This is a genomic window from Nocardia sp. NBC_01499 (genome assembly GCF_045040275.1).
Taxonomy (GTDB): domain Bacteria; phylum Actinomycetota; class Actinomycetes; order Mycobacteriales; family Mycobacteriaceae; genus Nocardia.
Window position 1 is genome coordinate 10,027,589 of sequence record NZ_CP109426.1, and the last position, 16,744, is coordinate 10,044,332.

15 protein-coding genes are annotated in these 16,744 nt (G+C 67.1%); 1 reads left to right on the forward strand and 14 read right to left on the reverse strand.

Annotated features, from left to right (window positions below; all coding sequences use genetic code 11):
* Positions 1–23: 23 nt before the first annotated feature.
* The gene (locus tag OG203_RS45095) at positions 24–1,259 is read right to left on the reverse strand and encodes an MFS transporter (RefSeq protein ID WP_405163331.1); all 1,236 of its coding nucleotides are present in this window, start codon (positions 1,257–1,259) and stop codon (positions 24–26) included.
* Positions 1,259–1,900, reverse strand: coding sequence for a GntR family transcriptional regulator (locus OG203_RS45100; RefSeq protein ID WP_405163332.1), 642 nt, complete (start codon positions 1,898–1,900; stop codon positions 1,259–1,261). The genes OG203_RS45095 and OG203_RS45100 overlap by 1 nt, the downstream gene beginning before the upstream one ends.
* Positions 1,901–2,168: 268 nt before the next feature.
* On the opposite strand from OG203_RS45100, the gene ald reads away from it, so the two are divergent.
* Entirely contained in the window at positions 2,169–3,275 is a 1,107-nt protein-coding gene (gene ald / locus OG203_RS45105) for an alanine dehydrogenase (RefSeq protein WP_405163333.1), read from the forward strand.
* Positions 3,276–3,319: 44 nt separating this feature from the next.
* Here the strand turns inward: ald and OG203_RS45110 are convergent, their stop codons facing one another.
* From OG203_RS45110 to OG203_RS45165, 12 genes are all read right to left on the reverse strand, one after another.
* Positions 3,320–3,844 (reverse strand): Lrp/AsnC family transcriptional regulator, encoded by a 525-nt coding sequence (locus tag OG203_RS45110; RefSeq protein WP_405163334.1) that lies wholly within the window; start codon positions 3,842–3,844, stop codon positions 3,320–3,322.
* 79 nt (positions 3,845–3,923) lie between these two features.
* Positions 3,924–4,406 carry a pyridoxamine 5'-phosphate oxidase family protein gene (locus OG203_RS45115; protein WP_405163335.1) on the reverse strand — a complete coding sequence of 161 codons (483 nt, stop codon included), beginning with the start codon at positions 4,404–4,406 and terminating at the stop codon, positions 3,924–3,926.
* A 29-nt stretch (positions 4,407–4,435) separates the two neighbouring features.
* Positions 4,436–5,830 carry an amidase gene (locus OG203_RS45120; protein WP_405163336.1) on the reverse strand — a complete coding sequence of 465 codons (1,395 nt, stop codon included), beginning with the start codon at positions 5,828–5,830 and terminating at the stop codon, positions 4,436–4,438.
* A 127-nt stretch (positions 5,831–5,957) separates the two neighbouring features.
* A complete protein-coding gene (locus OG203_RS45125; protein ID WP_405168195.1) occupies positions 5,958–7,238 on the reverse strand; it encodes a glucarate dehydratase family protein in 1,281 nt (426 codons plus the stop codon).
* Positions 7,235–8,686, reverse strand: coding sequence for an aldehyde dehydrogenase (NADP(+)) (locus OG203_RS45130; RefSeq protein ID WP_405163337.1), 1,452 nt, complete (start codon positions 8,684–8,686; stop codon positions 7,235–7,237). The genes OG203_RS45125 and OG203_RS45130 overlap by 4 nt, the downstream gene beginning before the upstream one ends.
* Positions 8,687–8,701: 15 nt before the next feature.
* Positions 8,702–9,838 (reverse strand): mandelate racemase/muconate lactonizing enzyme family protein, encoded by a 1,137-nt coding sequence (locus tag OG203_RS45135; protein ID WP_405163338.1) that lies wholly within the window; start codon positions 9,836–9,838, stop codon positions 8,702–8,704.
* Positions 9,835–10,761 (reverse strand): 5-dehydro-4-deoxyglucarate dehydratase, encoded by a 927-nt coding sequence (gene kdgD / locus OG203_RS45140; protein ID WP_405163339.1) that lies wholly within the window; start codon positions 10,759–10,761, stop codon positions 9,835–9,837. The genes OG203_RS45135 and kdgD overlap by 4 nt, the downstream gene beginning before the upstream one ends.
* A 10-nt stretch (positions 10,762–10,771) precedes the next feature.
* On the reverse strand, positions 10,772–11,737 hold the full coding sequence (locus OG203_RS45145; RefSeq protein WP_405163340.1) for a LysR family transcriptional regulator: 966 nt from the start codon (positions 11,735–11,737) through the stop codon (positions 10,772–10,774).
* Positions 11,734–12,765: a lactonase family protein gene (locus OG203_RS45150; protein WP_405168196.1), complete on the reverse strand. Its 1,032-nt coding sequence runs from the start codon at positions 12,763–12,765 to the stop codon at positions 11,734–11,736. The genes OG203_RS45145 and OG203_RS45150 overlap by 4 nt, the downstream gene beginning before the upstream one ends.
* Before the next feature lie 5 nt (positions 12,766–12,770).
* Positions 12,771–14,171, reverse strand: coding sequence for a sugar porter family MFS transporter (locus tag OG203_RS45155; protein WP_405163341.1), 1,401 nt, complete (start codon positions 14,169–14,171; stop codon positions 12,771–12,773).
* A gap of 115 nt (positions 14,172–14,286) precedes the next feature.
* Positions 14,287–15,081, reverse strand: a complete 795-nt coding sequence (locus OG203_RS45160) for an NAD-dependent epimerase/dehydratase family protein (RefSeq protein ID WP_405163342.1) — start codon at positions 15,079–15,081, stop codon at positions 14,287–14,289.
* 220 nt (positions 15,082–15,301) lie between these two features.
* The gene (locus tag OG203_RS45165; RefSeq protein WP_405163343.1) at positions 15,302–16,738 is read right to left on the reverse strand and encodes an amino acid permease; all 1,437 of its coding nucleotides are present in this window, start codon (positions 16,736–16,738) and stop codon (positions 15,302–15,304) included.
* Between the last annotated feature and the right edge of the window lie 6 nt (positions 16,739–16,744).

Genomic DNA, 16,744 nt, shown 5'->3' on the forward strand with positions numbered 1-16,744 from the left:
ACCGATTTTGTCGGCAGACGAAATCAATCGAGGGATCGGTCGCGATAGTTGCGGACAACGAGCGCCAGGCTGCCCGCCGCGGCGAGGGCGGCGACGGCGAACATGGGCGGGTAGCCGAAGCCGAGTTGTTGATGCAGGAACGACAGCAGTGCGGGTGCGCCGAAGCCGAGGTAGCTCATCGAGTAGAACACCGCGGTGAGTCCGGCTAGATCGTCGGGGCGCGCGATCCGTTCGATCTCTTGTAATCCGGCGACCAGTCCGATGCCGTAACCCGCGCCGAGCACGACGGCCGTTGCCAGGGTCGCCCAGAGTGTCAGTGCGCCGGAAGCCCAAGTGGCCGCGACCATTCCGCATGTCACGAAGACCAGCGAGACGACGGCCGCGCGTGCGGTGCCCGGCTTGTCGATCCGCCGGGCCACGGACTGGATCGCGAAACCGCAACTCAGCGTGATCACGCCGACGAGCGCCGAGAACGCGATCGGCGCGCCGTGGATGTGCGGGGCCATCAATGTCGGCATGATCGCGTAAGCCGTTCCGGCGGAGGTGAACAACCACAGCGCGACCGGCAGTGCCACGCAACGGAATCGGCGATGGGCGGCGGCGGGCACCTTCAGGTCATCGATCAACCGACCCGGATTCTGCTGGGGGAGCACCGTTTCCGGGGCACGCGCCACCCACAATGCGGCGAGAACGCACAGCGTCACATTGATCAGATAGGCGAGGGTGTTCGGCCACGGCGCCCACTGTGCCAGTACACCGGCGAATCCCGCGCCGACCGCGAAGCCGCCGGTGAGGCTCATCGCTGAGCGTCGTGCCCCGGTGCCGCCGGGCAGCGCCGGTCCGAACGGTGGTTGCGCGAGTTCCTTCAACCAGCTGCTGCCGACCGCCATCGCCAGCCCGAGCGCGATCCCGCACAGCACCCGTCCGGCGGACAGTACCGGCACCGACGCGGAGCCGAACGCCAGCAGCAGCGAGCCCGCCGCACTGATCAGCGGCGCCGGACGCAGCAGCGCGCGCCGCCCGTACCGGTCTGAGAGCGGTCCACCGATCAGCAGCGCGGGCACGATGCCGAGAACGTAGTAGAACAGCAGCAGATCGACGGTGGTCGCGGGCAGGCCGTGGTTCTTGTACATCACCAGCAGCGGAGTGAATTCGTTTCCGCCCCAGGCGATCGCGAACATCGCGGCGGCGACACCCAACCACGCCTTCGCCGCGACCTCGGTGGGCGCGGGCCGGACCTCGGTGGTCAGCGTCGCCATCACAGCCCCCGTAGTTCTAGCTGGTGCACGCCGGAGAGGTGCTCGGCTAACGCGGTGGCGAAGCGGTCGACGTCACCGGCTTCGATCAGGCCGGCCAGGTGGGCGTGCTGTTCGATGATCCGGTCGATGTCGATCGGGCCGCGGCGCAGCGCGACGCTGTTCATCCGGCGCTGCCGCTCGCGCAGCGAATCGTAGAAGCTCGCCAGCAGCGGATTACCCGCCGCGATCACATACGAGCGATGGAAGTCGGTGTCCACCAGGGCGAACTGGTCGAGATCACCGGCGGCGGCCAGTTCGCGTTGCCGGTCGAGCGAGGAACGGAACAGCGATGTCAGCGCCGTGCGATCGGTCGATGCCAGCGCGCGCACCGCGGCAGCCTCGACGACATAGCGGGCATACGCGACGTGCTCGGCCTCGTCCGGCGGGATCGGCACCACCAGCGCGCCGCGCTTCGGATAGAGCTTCATCCACCCTTCGGTCTCCAGCCGCAGGAACGCCTCGCGCACCGGCGTCCGCGACGTGCCGAGGTCGGCCGCGATCTCACCCTCGCTGATCAGCTCGCCACCCGACAGCGTCCCGGTGAGGATGCGTTCCTTCACCTCGCGATAGGCCTGCTCAGCTGATGAATACGTCTTAGACACAAGTTGTATCTTAGGCAAGATCAACGGTTGACCGACTGTGAGGTTTGTTACGGGCGGGCCTGCTGACCGAACATCGTGCGAACGAGGGCCGCCCAGCCGTAGTCGATCTGATGATTCGACGATATATCAGTCAATCTGAAGAATTATCTTCATAGATCTAGACCTGATCTTGCATGATATTCATAATTTAAGCAGTAACGATCCATATTATGCGGATCGCCTATCGACAGACGTGAACATCCATCCATCGACATTCAGGAGCACAAAGGTGAAGATCGGGGTCCCCCGCGAGGTCAAGAACCACGAGTATCGGGTTGCGATTACCCCGGCCGGTGTGCACGAGCTCGTCTCCCGCGGGCACGAGGTGTACATCGAGTCCGGTGCCGGTCGTGGATCGGCGTTCGAGGACGAGGCATACACCGTCGCCGGCGCGCGCGTGCTGAACACCGCCGACGAGGTCTGGGCCACCGCCGAACTGGTGCTCAAGGTGAAAGAGCCGGTCGCCGAGGAGTATTCACGCATGCGTGACGGCCAGGTGCTGTTCACCTACCTGCACCTCGCGGCCTCCAAGGAGTGCACCGACGCGCTGCTGAGCTCCGGCATCACCTCGATCGCCTATGAGACGGTCACCGGCCGCGACGGCTCGCTGCCGCTGCTCGCCCCGATGAGCGAGGTCGCCGGTCGCCTGGCCCCGCAGGCCGGCGCCTACCACCTGATGCGCAACGGCGGCGGCCGCGGCGTGCTGATGGGCGGCGTGCCAGGCACCCCGCCCGCCAACGTGGTCGTGATCGGCGCGGGCGTCGCCGGCGGCAACTCGATCGCCATCGCGCACGGCATGCGCGCCGAGGTGACCGTCCTCGACCTGAACATCGCCCGCCTGCGCGAGATCGACGCGCAGTACAAGGGCCAGGTGCGGACCATCATGTCCAACCGCCTCGAGGTCGAAAAGGCCGTGCGCGAGGCCGATCTGGTGATCGGCGCGGTGCTCGTCCCCGGCGCGAAGGCCCCGACGCTGGTTTCCAATGACCTTGTCGCGCAGATGAAGCCGGGCTCGGTGCTGGTCGACATCGCCATCGACCAGGGCGGCTGCTTCGCGGATTCGCGGCCGACCACGCACGCCGACCCGACCTACCGGGTGCACGAGTCGGTGTTCTACTGCGTCGCCAACATGCCCGGCGCGGTGCCTTACACCTCGACCGTCGCGCTCACCAATGCCACACTGCCGTACGTGGTTTCGCTGGCCCAGCACGGCTGGCGCGAGGCGGTGGCGAAGGACCAGGGCCTGGCGGACGGTCTCAGTACGCATGGTGGTGTGCTGCTGTCCGCGTCTGTCGCGGCCGCGCACGGTTACGTGGCGGAAAGCCTGGCCGCGTAACACATTTCGCAAGGGCGGCCGATCCACCGGGTCGGCCGTCCTTGTCATGTCGTCGGATTCGTCCTCGGCCGCATGTGCTCGAAGATCAGGATCGTCTCGGTCGAGGCGACGGCCGGATGCTCGCTCAGATTGTTCAGCACGAACCGGCGCAGTTCGTCGGTGTGTGAGGTGGCGACGTGGATCAGGTAGTCGTCGGCGCCCGCGATGAAGTACACGTTGAGCACCTCCTCGAACTCCGACATCTGCTCGCCGAATTCGGCGAGGTGCTGGCGGGCGCTTGCGCGCAACCGCACCGCGATCATGGCCTGCAGGCTCCGGCCGAGCGCGGCCGGATCGATATCGGCGTGGAACCCGCGAATAACGCCGCGCTCCACCAGCGCTCGTACCCGGCCGAGGCAGGTCGACGGCGCAATGCCCGCGGCTGCGGCGAGCGCGTTGTTCGTCATCCGACCGTCCCGCGCGAGCTGGTCGAGCAGGATCCGGTCGATATCATCGATCGGTACCCCGGCCGGAGGATGGATCGGCGGCACGGGAGGAACCGAGCCGCCGGGTGAATCATTCTTGCGCATACCTCGACCGTACAGAATCTTGTTCGTAAATCCGCCTTATTTGTGAATGATCTTCGCTATATCGTTGCGCTAGTCGCGTTTACGCACGCCAGGAGATCGCGGACGATCCCGTCAGGAAGTCCTTGCCGGGCAGCACGCGTAGTCGCCACGGCCGCAGGCGCAGCAGGCTGACATCCGGCGACTCCGGTCCCGTCCATCCGGGGACGCCGATCGCGCCGGGGTCGTAGCCGAGCGGTGCCGGTGTGCTCTTGAAGAGTTCCCACAGCCTGGTCTTCGTCCCGACATCGTCGACCCATTCGGCCGCGCACTCGGCGAGGCACGTGTCGTGCGTCGGCGCCCAGTAGTTGCACGCCACATAGGGACTGTGCGTGAGCTGGGCCAACTTGGCCGGGGTCTTCCCCGTGACGATCCAGCCGGTCAGCTGCTGCCCGTCCCACTCCCAGATCGGATGCAGGACGCGGCTGCGCGGGCGTCCCGCCGCATCGGTCGTGGATGCCGTGCACCACACGATGCGGTGCGCCAGTTCTACGAAAGGTGGTGCGATATCGCCCAATTCGGTCACACCGGCCACCTTAGCCGCCGCATCGGCGGTCAGGCCAGCGGACGAGCGTGCGGCCGAGCCTGTTCCAGCTGCGCGGCGACGGTGAGGATGGTCGTCTCGCCATTGCTCGGCCCGATCAGCTGCACCGCCAGCGGCAGCCCGTCCGCGCCGACGCCGGCGGGCAGCGAGGCGGCCGGGTGGCCCGTCACATTCCATAGCGTCGTGTAGGCCACCAACGGGACGGACCTGAGTTGGGCGCGAACGGTGCTCGCGCCGTCGAGCGCACCGATGCGCGGCGGGCGGCCCGCGAGGGTGGGGGTGAGCAGCAGGTCGCAGTCGACGAAGACGCGATCTACCTTGCGCGCCAACGATTCTCCCTGCCGGATCGCCCACTCCACCACGGGGCGCCTGGCCCAGGCACCCATCGCGATGGTCTGGTGGGTGCGGCGTTCGAGGCGTTCGGGATGCTCGACGTGGTCGGCTTCGTCCCGCACGCCGCCGAAGAACTGCGGGAAGAAGGCGTGCAGCGACTCGGGGTAGTGCGGATCCACCTCGAACACGGAATGTCCCAGTTCGGCAAGCAGTTTCGCGGTATCGCGGACCGCGCGCACGTGCTCCGGATCCGGCTTCGCCAGTCGGTTGGGCGAGGTCGTGCTGACGCCGATCCGCAGACCCGTTGTCGACTGCCGTGCGGCCTGCTCGAACGACATCACCGGGTCCGGCGCGGTGAACCGGTCGGTGGGTGTGTTGCCGCGGATCACGTCGTACACGATCGCCGAGTCGACTACCCCCCTGGCCAACGGCCCGGTAGCACCGAGCGCCCACCACAGCTGCTCGAACGGCGCCACCGGCACCCGCCCGCGCTGCGGTTTGAGGCCGAACAGCCCACAGCAGGCCGACGGGATCCGGATCGAGCCGCCGCCGTCGCTGCCGATCGCGACCGGGACCAGGCCCGCCGCGACCGCCGCGGCCGAGCCACCGCTGGAGCCGCCGGTGGTGTGGTTTCGATTCCAGGGATTGCGGGTGACGCCGTAGGTGCTCGACTCGGTGAACGGCCACTGCCCGAATTCCGGCATCGCGGTCTTGCCGACGATCACGGCTCCCGCCGCCCGCAATCGGCGCACGACCTCGGCGTCGGCCTTGGCCGGGGTCGAGTTGGCGCGGGTGCCGAAGGTGGTCACCAGGCCGGCGATATCGATCTCGTCCTTGATCGCGATCGGGATGCCGTGCAGCGGGCCCACCTCGCCCGCGGCGCGCTCCCGATCACGCTCGATCGCCTCGGCGCGGGCCTGTTCGTGCAGCACCTGGGTGAACGCGTTCAGGTCAGCGGCCGCGTCGATGCCCGTCAGCGTGGCGGCGACGAGTTCCTGCGAGGACAGGACTCCCTGCTCCAGCAACTCCCGCTGCTCGACCAAACCCGCGGATACGACGTCCTGGAGATCCATCTACTACCGCTCCTCTCGGCCACGCTCGATCGCGTGACCAGCACGACTGAGCCGTCGGGCCGAAGACCCGACAGTAGATAGCCGTATGACCATTTCGCAATCTATACGGATGCGGATCACAGAGAGTTCAGTATTTCGGCGAACTCGGCGGGCGATATCCGGGATCGGCGGTGCGCATGGCGGCGACATCGTCGCGATCGCGCAGCGCGGGCATCGACTGCCAGCGCTCGTGCAGCCGCGCCAGCGCGTCCCGGTCGAGCTCGATGCCGAGGCCTGGGGTGTCGGTGACCTCGATGGCGCCGTCGGTGAAGGCGAACGGTGCGGTGATGATGTCCTCGGCCTGCCACGGGTAGTGGGTGTCGCAGGCGTAGTCGAGGTCCGCGACGGTGGCGGCCACCTGGGTCATCGCGGCGAGGCTGATGCCGAGGTGGGTGTTGGAGTGCATCGAGATGCCCTTGCCGTAGGCGTGGCAGACCGCGGCGAGGTCGCGGGTGGCGTGCAGGCCGCCCCAGAAATGGTGGTCCGACAGCACGACCTGGACCGCATTCGCGTCGAAGGCGGGGCGGATCTCGTCGATGGACGTGACGATCATGTTGGTGGCCAACGGCATTCCGGTGCGGCGGTGCAGTTCGGCCATGTCGGCGAGGCGGGCGGTGGGGTCTTCGAGGTATTCCACGACACCGGTGAGCTGTTCGGCGACCGCGGTCGCGGTGGCCAGTGACCAGCCGCCGTTGGGGTCGAGGCGCAGTGGGTGCTCGGGGAACGCCTTGGCCAGCGCGGTGATCGCGGCGACTTCCTCCTCGGGCGGGAATACGCCGCCTTTCAGCTTGAACGAGCGGAATCCGCCATGGGCACTGAACCTTTCGGCCAGCCGGACGACGCCGTCCGGGTCGAGCACCTCGCCCCACTCGTCGGTGGGCGCGTCCGGCATCGGGTGTTCGGCCCACTTGTAGAACAGGTAGCCGGAGTAGTCGACGCGGTCGCGCACCTTGCCGCCGAGCAGGGCGTGCACGGGCAGGCCGAGTTCGCGGCCGTGCGCGTCGAGTGCCGCGGTCTCGAAGGCCGAGATCACGCTGAGCCGGACCTTGTCCGTGGTCAGCGTGCCGCGCAGACCTCCGGCGACCGGGTTGTCGTCGAGTAGGCGGGTGTCTCCCGCGCCGAGCAAGCGGATCGCGTTGCTCGCGGAAACCGGCATGCCGATCAGGTGTCGTGCCAGTTCCGTTGCGCGGGAGAGGTATTGGTGGTCGCCGTAGGTTTCGCCGAGACCGACCGTGCCGCTGTCGGTTTCGAGTTCCACGATCAGTCGCGGCGTGTACGGCTGGTGCACGCCACCGACATTGAGCAGGGGTGCGTCGGCGATGAGGATGGGGGTGAGGCGGACGTCGGTGATGACAGGGGACATGGTCAGTCACGCTTTCCGTCGATGCGGCGCGGTAGGCGCCAAGGGTTTTCCTCGCGCAGCGCGGGCGGGAGCAGGGCATCGGGGAAGCCCTGCCAGGCGACGGGGCGCAGGAATCGGTCGATCGCGGCGGTGCCCACCGAGGTGGTGGTGGGTGCGGTGGTGGCCGGATAGGGGCCGCCGTGTTGTTGAGCCCAGGTGACGGTTACGCCTGTCGGCCATTCGTTCCAGATCAGGCGTCCGGCCAGCGCGGTGAGCGCGGTCAGTAGTGGGCGAACGGCGTCGATTTCGTTGTCCTCGGCGAAGACCGTTGCGGTGAGGCCTGGTTCGAGTTCCTCGAGAAGTGACTGCAGCTCAGCGGGATTCGCGTACTCGACCACCAGTGCGGCGGGGCCGAAGCATTCGGTGCGCAGCAGCTCGCCACCGGCGCGGAAGTCGGCGGCAGACACCTTCAGCAACGTCGGGGCGAGCAGGTCGTCTCCGATATCGGGCAGGGAAAGCGCTGTGACCGAAGGATGTTCGCGCAGGCTGGTGATCCGCGCGCGGAAGCCGTCGACGATGCGATCGTTGAGTAGCCGTTGCCCAGGCGCCTCGCGAACGGCCGTACGGAGTGCGTCGGTGAGGCCGTGGCCTGCGGGCAGCAACAGTAGGCCTGGCTTGGTGCAGAACTGTCCGGCGCCGAGGGTGAACGAGCCGAGGAAACCCGCCACGATCTGGCGACTGCGCGCGCGAACAGCTTCCGGTAGTACCACCACCGGGTTGACGCTGCCCAGTTCACCGTAGAACGGGATCGGCCGTGGACGTGCGGTGGCGATATCGAACAGCGCACGCCCGCCTGGTACCGACCCGGTGAAGGCCGCCGCAGCGATAGCCGGGTGACGCAGTGCGGTGGTTCCTGCGTCGATACCGTGGATGACCTCGAAGATTCCGGCCGGGGCCCCTGCTTCGATCAGGGCGTCGCGCACGATGACTCCGGTGCGCGCGGACAAGCGCGGATGCCCGGGGTGCGCCTTGAGTATGACCGGGCAGCCCGCGGCCAGTGCGGCGGCGGTATCGCCACCCGCGACGCTGAACGCGAACGGGAAGTTGCTCGCGGCGAACACCAGCGTCGGTCCGATCGGGACAACGCTGCGGCGGATATCCGGCCGCGGACCCATCGGCCACTGCGGGTCCGCGTGGTCCACCGTGGCGCGCAGGAACTCGCCGTCGGCCAGCACCTCCGCGAACAGGCGCAGCTGAAACGTGGTGCGCGCCAATTCGCCACGCAGGCGCGGGTTTTCCGGAAGATGGGTTTCCTCGGCGGCGAGTGGGATCAGTTCGTCGGCCGCGGCATCGAGCGCGTCGGCGGCGTTGGTGAGCCAGCGCGCGCGTCCGGCCGGGGTGGAGTCGGCGAGCTGGGCGGCGGATGCCGCTGCCGCGCCGATGATTCGGGATAGGTCGTTCGGGTCGGTGTCCATGATTCCTCCGAAAGGTCAGGCGCGGGTCGAGTATTCGGCCACGGTCCAGGCGCGGGCTTGCTCGCTGAGGGTCACCCCGAGGCCGGGACGACCCGACAGATGCATTCGCCCATCGGCGATCTCCAGGCGCTCGTCGAACAGCGGGTCGAACCATTCGAAGTGCTCGACCCAGGGTTCGCGCGGGTAGGCGGCGGCGAGGTGGACGTGCACCTCCATCACGAAATGCGGGGCCAGTCGCAGGTTTTCGCTGTCGGCCATGGTCATCACCTTCAGGAACTGGGTGATGCCGCCGATTCGTGGCGCGTCGGGTTGCACGATATCGGCACCGCTCGCACGGATGAGCTGGGTGTGCTCGGCCACGCTGGTCAGCATTTCACCTGTTGCGATCGGGGTGTCGAAGGTTGCCGCGAGGCGGGCGTGGCCGTCGAAATCGTAGGCGTCCAAGGGCTCTTCGATCCACGCCAAACCGAACGGCTCGAACGCACGGCACATGCGGCGTGCGGTCGCCCGATCCCACTGCTGGTTGGCGTCGACCATCAACGGCACCCGGTCGCCGAGTTTCTCGCGCACCGCCGTGACCCGCGCGAGGTCGACGGCGCTGTCCGGGTGCCCCACTTTGAGTTTGATGCCGCCGATCCCGCTTGCCAGCGCTTCCGTCGCCCGGTCCAGGACCTCCTCGATCGGCGCGTGCAGGAATCCGCCGGAGGTGTTGTAGCAGCGCACCGAATCCCGGTGCGCTCCGAGCAGTTTGGCCAACGGCAACCCGGCACGTTTGGCTTTGAGGTCCCACAGCGCGACATCGAACGCCGCGATCGCCTGCACGGCAAGCCCGCTGCGACCGACCGACGCCCCCGCCCACATGAGCTTGTCCCAGATCTTGGCGATATCACTGGGATCCTCGCCGAGCAGCACTGGGGAGAGTTCACGCGCGTGCGCGAATTGCCCAGGCCCGCCTGCCCGTTTCGAGTAACTGAAGCCGAGGCCCGTTAACCCGGCCGCGGTGGTGATCTCGGCGAACAGCACCGCCACCTCGGTCATCGGCCGCTGCCGTCCCGTCAACACCTTGGCATCGCTGATGCCGGTCGGCAGGGGCAGCGCGACCGAGGAGATGGTGACGTCGACGATGCGATCCAGCGTTGCCGCGCCGGTCATGCCGCCGGTCCGGTGATGGTGCGGATCAGTGCGCCGAGTTCGGCACGCTCGTCCTCGGTGAGGTTGGTCAGCGGCGGCCGCACCGGTCCGGCGGGACGGCCGATCGCGGTCAGCCCGGCCTTGATGATGGACACCGCGTAACCGGGCTGCCGGTCGCGGATGTCGAGGTAGGGGATGACGAACTCGCGCAGCTGCCGGTAGACGGTATCGCGATCCCGCGCCCGCACGGCGCGGTAGAACGCGAGCGCGAACTCAGGAAGGAAGTTGAAGATCGCGGAAGAGTAAGTGGTGACACCCATTTCGGTGTACGGAAGGGCGAAGGTCTCCGCGGTGGGCAGCCCGCCGATGTAGGTGAGCCGGTCGCCGAGCCGCGCGTAGATCCGGGTCATCGTCTCGATATTGCCGACGCCGTCCTTGAAGCCGACCAGGTTCGGGCAGCGTTCGGCCATCCGCGCCAAGGTCACGTCGTTGCAGGTGGCGTTGGCGCGGCTGTAGAAGATGACGCCGAGCGAGGTGGCCGCGCAGACGGTGGCGACATGCTCGACCAGGCCCGCCGGACCGGACTCGGTGAGATACGGCGGCAGCAGCAGAATGCCTTCGGCCCCAGCGACTTCCGCCGCTCTGGCCTGCTCGACGGCGGTCGCGGTGCCTGCCGTCGCCGGTGCGATGACGGGTACCCGTCCGCCGGTCTCGGAGACCGCCGCACGCACCACCTGATCGATCTCGGACGGTGTCAGCGAGAAGCCCTCACCGGTGCCCCCGGCGGCGAACAGCCCGGCGACTTCGTATTGCGCAAGCCAGGCGATGTGTTTGCGGTACGCGGCCTCGTCGAACGCGAGGTCCGCGTCGAAATGGGTGACCGGGAACGACAGCAGACCCTTGCCGAGCGCAGGCCCTAGTTCTGCAGCGGATAGATGCGACATTGTCTTCCTTTCAATGAACGGGTGGCAGCGAGTCGAGCAGTCGCACGACCCGAGGCAGCGCCGGGTTCGCGCAGGTGCGTCGCCACACCGCGTACAGGACAACCGGATCGTCGACGCCGTCCAGCGGCCGGAACCGCACGCCGTCGGGATGCAGATGACTGGCCGTCTCCGGTACCAGCGCCAGGCCACGGCCCGCGGCGACCAGCGCCAGCATGGTGTGCACCTGGGTCAGCTCGTGCGTCGACGTATAAGGCACGGCTGCAAGGATTCCCGCGACCAGATCGGCGAAATACCGCGCCGGACCCGGCGCGTACACGAGCAGTGTCTCGCCACCGAGCTCCTCGACCGCGATCGGGCCGTCGGCGGCGAGCGGGTGCGCGTCGGGCAGTGCGAGCATGAGGCGTTCGGAATGCACCAGCTCGCAGTCGAATTCGGTGCGGTCGAACGGCGGGCGGGCCAGTGCGAGGTCCAGCTTGCCGCTGCGCAGGTTCTCGAACTGATCCGAGCTGACCATCTCGCGCAGCACCACCTCGACCCCCGGCAGCCCCTGCTCGATGTGATTGAGGAACCGGCCGAGGAACCCGAATCCGGACGCCGCGGTGAAGCCGATCCGCACCGTGCCCGCGCCGCCCGCCGCGACCAGCCGCGCGGTCCCCGGCGCGCCCTCGGCGAGGGCGAGCAGCCTGCGCGCCTCGATCAGGAACACCGCACCCGCCGGGGTCAGCTGCGCCTGCCGCTGGCTGCGATCGAACAGCTCGACCCCGATATCGCGCTCGAGCTTCTGGATCTGCCTGCTCAACGGCGGCTGCGTCATCCGGAGCCGCTCCGCCGCACGGCGGAAGCTGCCCTCGTCGGCGACCATGACAAACCCTCGGACCTGCTCCAGTGAGACCATGGCTGCCAGCCTGCCCGCCTCCGGTCGATGCTGCGGGCGATCGCGCAGCCACGGGCGCGCGTCGTCCAGGTGGCGGGTCATGCGGTGGGCAGGTCGATGATCTCGACCCAGTTGGGGTTGCGGCCGACCGGGACGCGGTGCATGGGGGTGAGCGCACCGGTGTCCTGGTCGATGGCGTAGCTGGTGATCGCGTGGGACTTCTGGCCGGCGACCACCAGGAAGCGTCCGTGCGGATCGATGGCGAAGCCGCGCGGCTGGGACTCGGTGGGGGTGTGGCCGAGGAGTTCGAGAGCGCCGGGTGTGCCGTCGACGCGGAAGCCGACGATGGTGTCCGAAGTTCGTTCGGACACATAGACATAGCGGCCGTCGGGGGTCACGTGAATATCCGATGTCCATGGGCTACCGGAAAAGCCCTCTTGCAGAACGGATATCGATGACACCGGCGTCAGCGTGCCGGTCACCGGATCGAACAGATAGCCGCTGACCGTTCCGTCCAGCTCGTTCGTCGCGAAGGCCAGCCGGCCGGTCGGGTGGAAGACGATATGTCGCGGTCCCGCACCGAGTTCGGTCCCGACGGCCGCAGGCCGGTTCGGTATCAGCCTGCCCGCGGTCGAATCGAAGCGGTACTGCAGGATGTGGTCGCCACCCAGTACGCCAACGAACACATGGTGATTCGACGGATCGGCGAGGATCGAATGCGCATGCGGCGCAGTGGGAATGACCTCGTCCGGTTGCGACCCCACGGTGCCGTTACGCGAGATCGGATTGACCGCGATCTTGTTGCCGCTGTAGGAGGCGCTGAACAGGAACCGTCCCGCTCGGTCGGTAGCGAGGTAGGCCATGTTGTCGGGTAACGGCGTGGTGGACAACGCCGCCAGTCGGCCCGACAACGGATCGATGGCAAAAGCCGTGACCGAGAACGGTTCCGAGCGCAGCCCGGCATAGAGGAACCGGCGGTCCGGGCTGATCGCCAACGGCATCACCGTTCCGTCCACCGGTACCGACGTCACCGGCGTGAGCATGCCGGTGGCGTCGAGTAGCAGCACCGAGATCTCGCGACTGTCGGCGTTCGATACGTAGACGACGCTGCGTGTTTCGGCAGGCGGCATGCGAATCACGCCCGCTCCGTGGCGCGCCCGCCGACCCTGGCGCGCAGATCGAGCTCGATCTGTTCCAGGCTGCGCCCGTTGGTTTCCGGCACGAACCGCCGCACCAGCACGAACAACACCACGCTGACCGCCGCGAAGCACCAGGCCGACTTGGCAAGGCCGAGATGGTCGTTCATCACCGGGAACAGGAAGGTGATGGCGAACGTCGAACTCCACAGCACCACGCTGCCGACACCCATTCCGACGCCACGCACGCGCAGCGGGAACACCTCCGCCATCATCACCCAGACCACCGCACCCCAGCCGAGTTCATAGCCGGCCAGGTAGACGTTGAGCAGGATCAGCGTGGTCAACCCGGTGACCGTGTGATTGTCGACGGTGAGCACGATGATGCCGAGCAGGAACAGCGACGACGCCATACAGACGTTCCCGAGCAGCAGCAGCGGTTTGCGACCCCACCGGTCGACCACGAAGATCACCCACGCGGTGAACGCCACCTTGACAACACCGAGCACGATGGCCGCAAGCAGCGACGTCGAGTTGCCGAAACCCAGATCGGTGAACATCGTTGGGGCGTAGAGGTTTACCGCGTTGACGCCGCAGAACTGCTGGCCGACGGCGAGGATGAGCGCGACGACCAACGCGGGCCTGGCCAACGGCGCCCACAGGTCGCGCAGACGGCCCTTCTGCTGTACATCCAGCTGGTTGACGGTACGGATGCTGTTGAGTTCGGCGTCGATCTCATTCGACCGGTGGGTGCCGGCGAGCACCGCACGCGCCTCGTCCTCGCGCCCCGCCTTCACCAGCCAGCGCGGCGTTTCCGGCAGCACCGTCAATCCGAGGAACAGCACCACCGCGGGAATCGCGGCGAGCCCGAACATCAAACGCCAGTTCCCCGACCCGGACAACGCCCAGTCGACAATGTAGGCAATGAGAATGCCGGACACGATCATCAATTGGTTCAATGTCGACAACGCACCGCGCGCCCTGGTCGGCGCCAGCTCCGACAGATAGGTCGGCACGGTCGCGGAGGAACAGCCGACCGCGATCCCGGTGATGAATCGGGCGACGACCAGCATCGGCACCGTCGGTGCCGCCGCGCAGCCGAGCGCGCCGATGCCGAAGACGACGGCGGCGATCATGATGGCGCGGCGCCTGCCGAGCCGATCGGTGATCCGGCCAGCGATGGCCGCGCCGATGATCGCGCCGGCGGCCAGGCAACCGCCGATCACGCCCTTGGTCACCGAGGTCAGCTCCCAGGTGTCCTTGAGGAACAGCAGCACACCGGAGATGACACCGAGGTCGTAGCCGAACAGGATGCCGCCGAGCGCGCCGAAGAAATAGAGGAAATGAACATTGGTGCCGAGGGCCGATTTCCGTGCCTGCACCGTTGATTTGTCTGGCATTGTGCTGCGCTTCTTTCGCGGTCGAGCAAGTGCCCTCAGCGTCACACGCCGACCGGGCTGTACTGAGGGAAAGCGTGATGCGAACTCGGTATCGCGCTATGCGTTTCGAGTTGCGTCAGAGTGGATTCGGCGTGCCGAGCGGGGTATCGAGGAATGCACCGCCGATAAACGTCGGTGCCGTGCCATCGGGGAGCTCCGTCGCGAATTTCTCCGCGTCGTCCAGGCTGCGGTAACCGAGCGCCTCGGCTTCCCGCAGTGACACCACCGCGCGGGTATTCTTCGACACGCCCCAAATCACTCGAAAGCCAGGGCTTTCCGCGCTCACGCAGGCTTCGAACAGTCGCGCGCAGTCATCGGGTGACAGCCACATCGACAGTCCCCGAACATCATTCGGCCGCTCGAAGCACGACCCGATCCGAACGCAGATCACGTCCATACCGAACCGCGAATGGTAGAGACTGCCGAGCGCCTCGATCGCCGCCTTGCTGAACCCGTAATAGGTATCGGGTCGCGGGGGTGCCTCTCCCGCAATGAGATTCGGGTCCGTCTCGACAGCCCGGTACCCCACCGCATGATTGCTCGACGCCAGCACGATTCGCGAGACGCCCGCCTGCCGCGCGGCCTCCAGAACGGTATGCGTCCCATCGACATTCACCGCGAGCACCCGCTCCCAGCTGTCCTCGCGACTGATCCCGCCGAGATGGATGATCGCGTCCACATCCCGGCAGGCGGCCACCATGGTGTCGGCGTCGGTGAGCGATCCGGTGACGATCTCGACCCGCTCATCCGTTGTGGGAGCGGGGAGTTCGGTCAGGTCCAGCAGTCGCAGAACGCGGTCGGGGTGACGTAGTCGCGGCCGCATCAGCGTGCCGATGCCACCGCCCGCGCCGGTGATCAGAATCCGAGCCATGTGTCCTCCTGTGTGCACCGGCGAGTGTGGGATGGATCACTCGCCGTGCGACGTGTCAGAAGGCTAAGGCGCTGGACTGATACGTGTCCAACACCCTTTCGATATCGACTGATGCCAGTCGAGCATCAGTGTCTGCTCTGAAAATAAAGCTGGGTGGGCGGCCATCGGCCAACCCACCCAACCCGCCCGAGAAGCTGGCGTCAGTGCCCCTCGGAAATCCTCAGACGACCTCGGCCGTATCCGCCGAACCCGTGCGCTCCAGCTTGGAATGCGTCCGTGAGTACGTGAAGTACACGACAAGCCCGACCACCAGCCACACCACGAACCGCACCCAGGTCTGCCACGGCAGCGACCAGATGAGATACAGCGAGAAGCCGATGCCGATCAGCGGGACCACCGGCATGAACGGCAGCTTGAACTCGCGCGGCTCGTCAGGCCTGGTGCGCCGCAACACGATTACCGCGACCGAGACCACGATGAAGGCCATCAGGATGCCGATATTGGTCAGCTCGGCGACCACGGTGATATCGAGCAGACCGGCCATCAACGCGGCACCGATGCCGACGATCCAGGTCACCCTGGTCGGCACCTTCCGCACCGGGTGCGTCTTGGCGAACCACTCCGGCAGCAGCCCGTCGCGGCTCATCGCGTACCAGACGCGGGTCACGCCGAGCATGAACGTGAGCACCACGGTGACGATGCCGACGATCGCGCCGATCGCGATGATGTTCGCGATGCCAGGCATGCCAACGGATTCGAACGCGGTGGAGAACCCGCTCGTCGGGCTGATCTCGCTGTACTTCTGCATGCCGGTCAGCACGAGCGTGGCAAGCACGTACAGCACCATCGCGATGGCAAGCGAGTAGAGGATGGCCTTCGGCAGATGCTTCTTGCCGTCGGTCGATTCCTCGGCGGCCGTGCTCATCGCGTCGTAGCCGAACACGGCGAAGAACACGGTGGCCGCGCCGGTCCACACCGCGCCGGTGCCGAACGGGAAGTACGGCGTGTAGTTCGAGCTGTCGATGTGGAAGACGCCGAGCACCACGATCAGCACGACCAGGGCCACCTTGATGCCCACCGCGATGGTCTCGAACCGGCCGACGCTCTTGATGCCGCGCGAGAGCAGCCACGCCGTGCCGAGACAGAACAGCATCGCGAAAACGTCGACCACATGGCCTGATCCGGTGCCGTGCGCGCCCATCATCCAGTCCGGCAGCGAGATATCCACCTGCCCGAGCAGGAAGCGGAAGTAGCCGGACACGCCGATCGCGACCACCGCCGCCACCGCGATGTACTCCAGCAGCAGATCCCAGCCGATGAACCAGCCCGCGATCTCGCCGAGCGAGACGTAACCGTAGGTGTATGCCGAACCAGCCTTCGGCACCATCCCGGCGAACTCGGCATAGCAGAGCGCCGCGGCCGCGCTGGCGACACCGGCGATCAGGAACGAGATCAGCACCGCCGGTCCGGTGACCTTGTGCGCTACCGCACCGGCCAGGGTGAAGATGCCCGCGCCGATGATGCCGCCGACGCCGATCGCCGTGAGCTGCCACAGGCCGAGCGACCGCGACAACTGCTCATCGGCAGGTCCCTCGTCGTCGACCTGCCCCATGGGTTTACGGCGCAGCATCTGGATGCGCAACTCCGCGATGGACATGTGGTT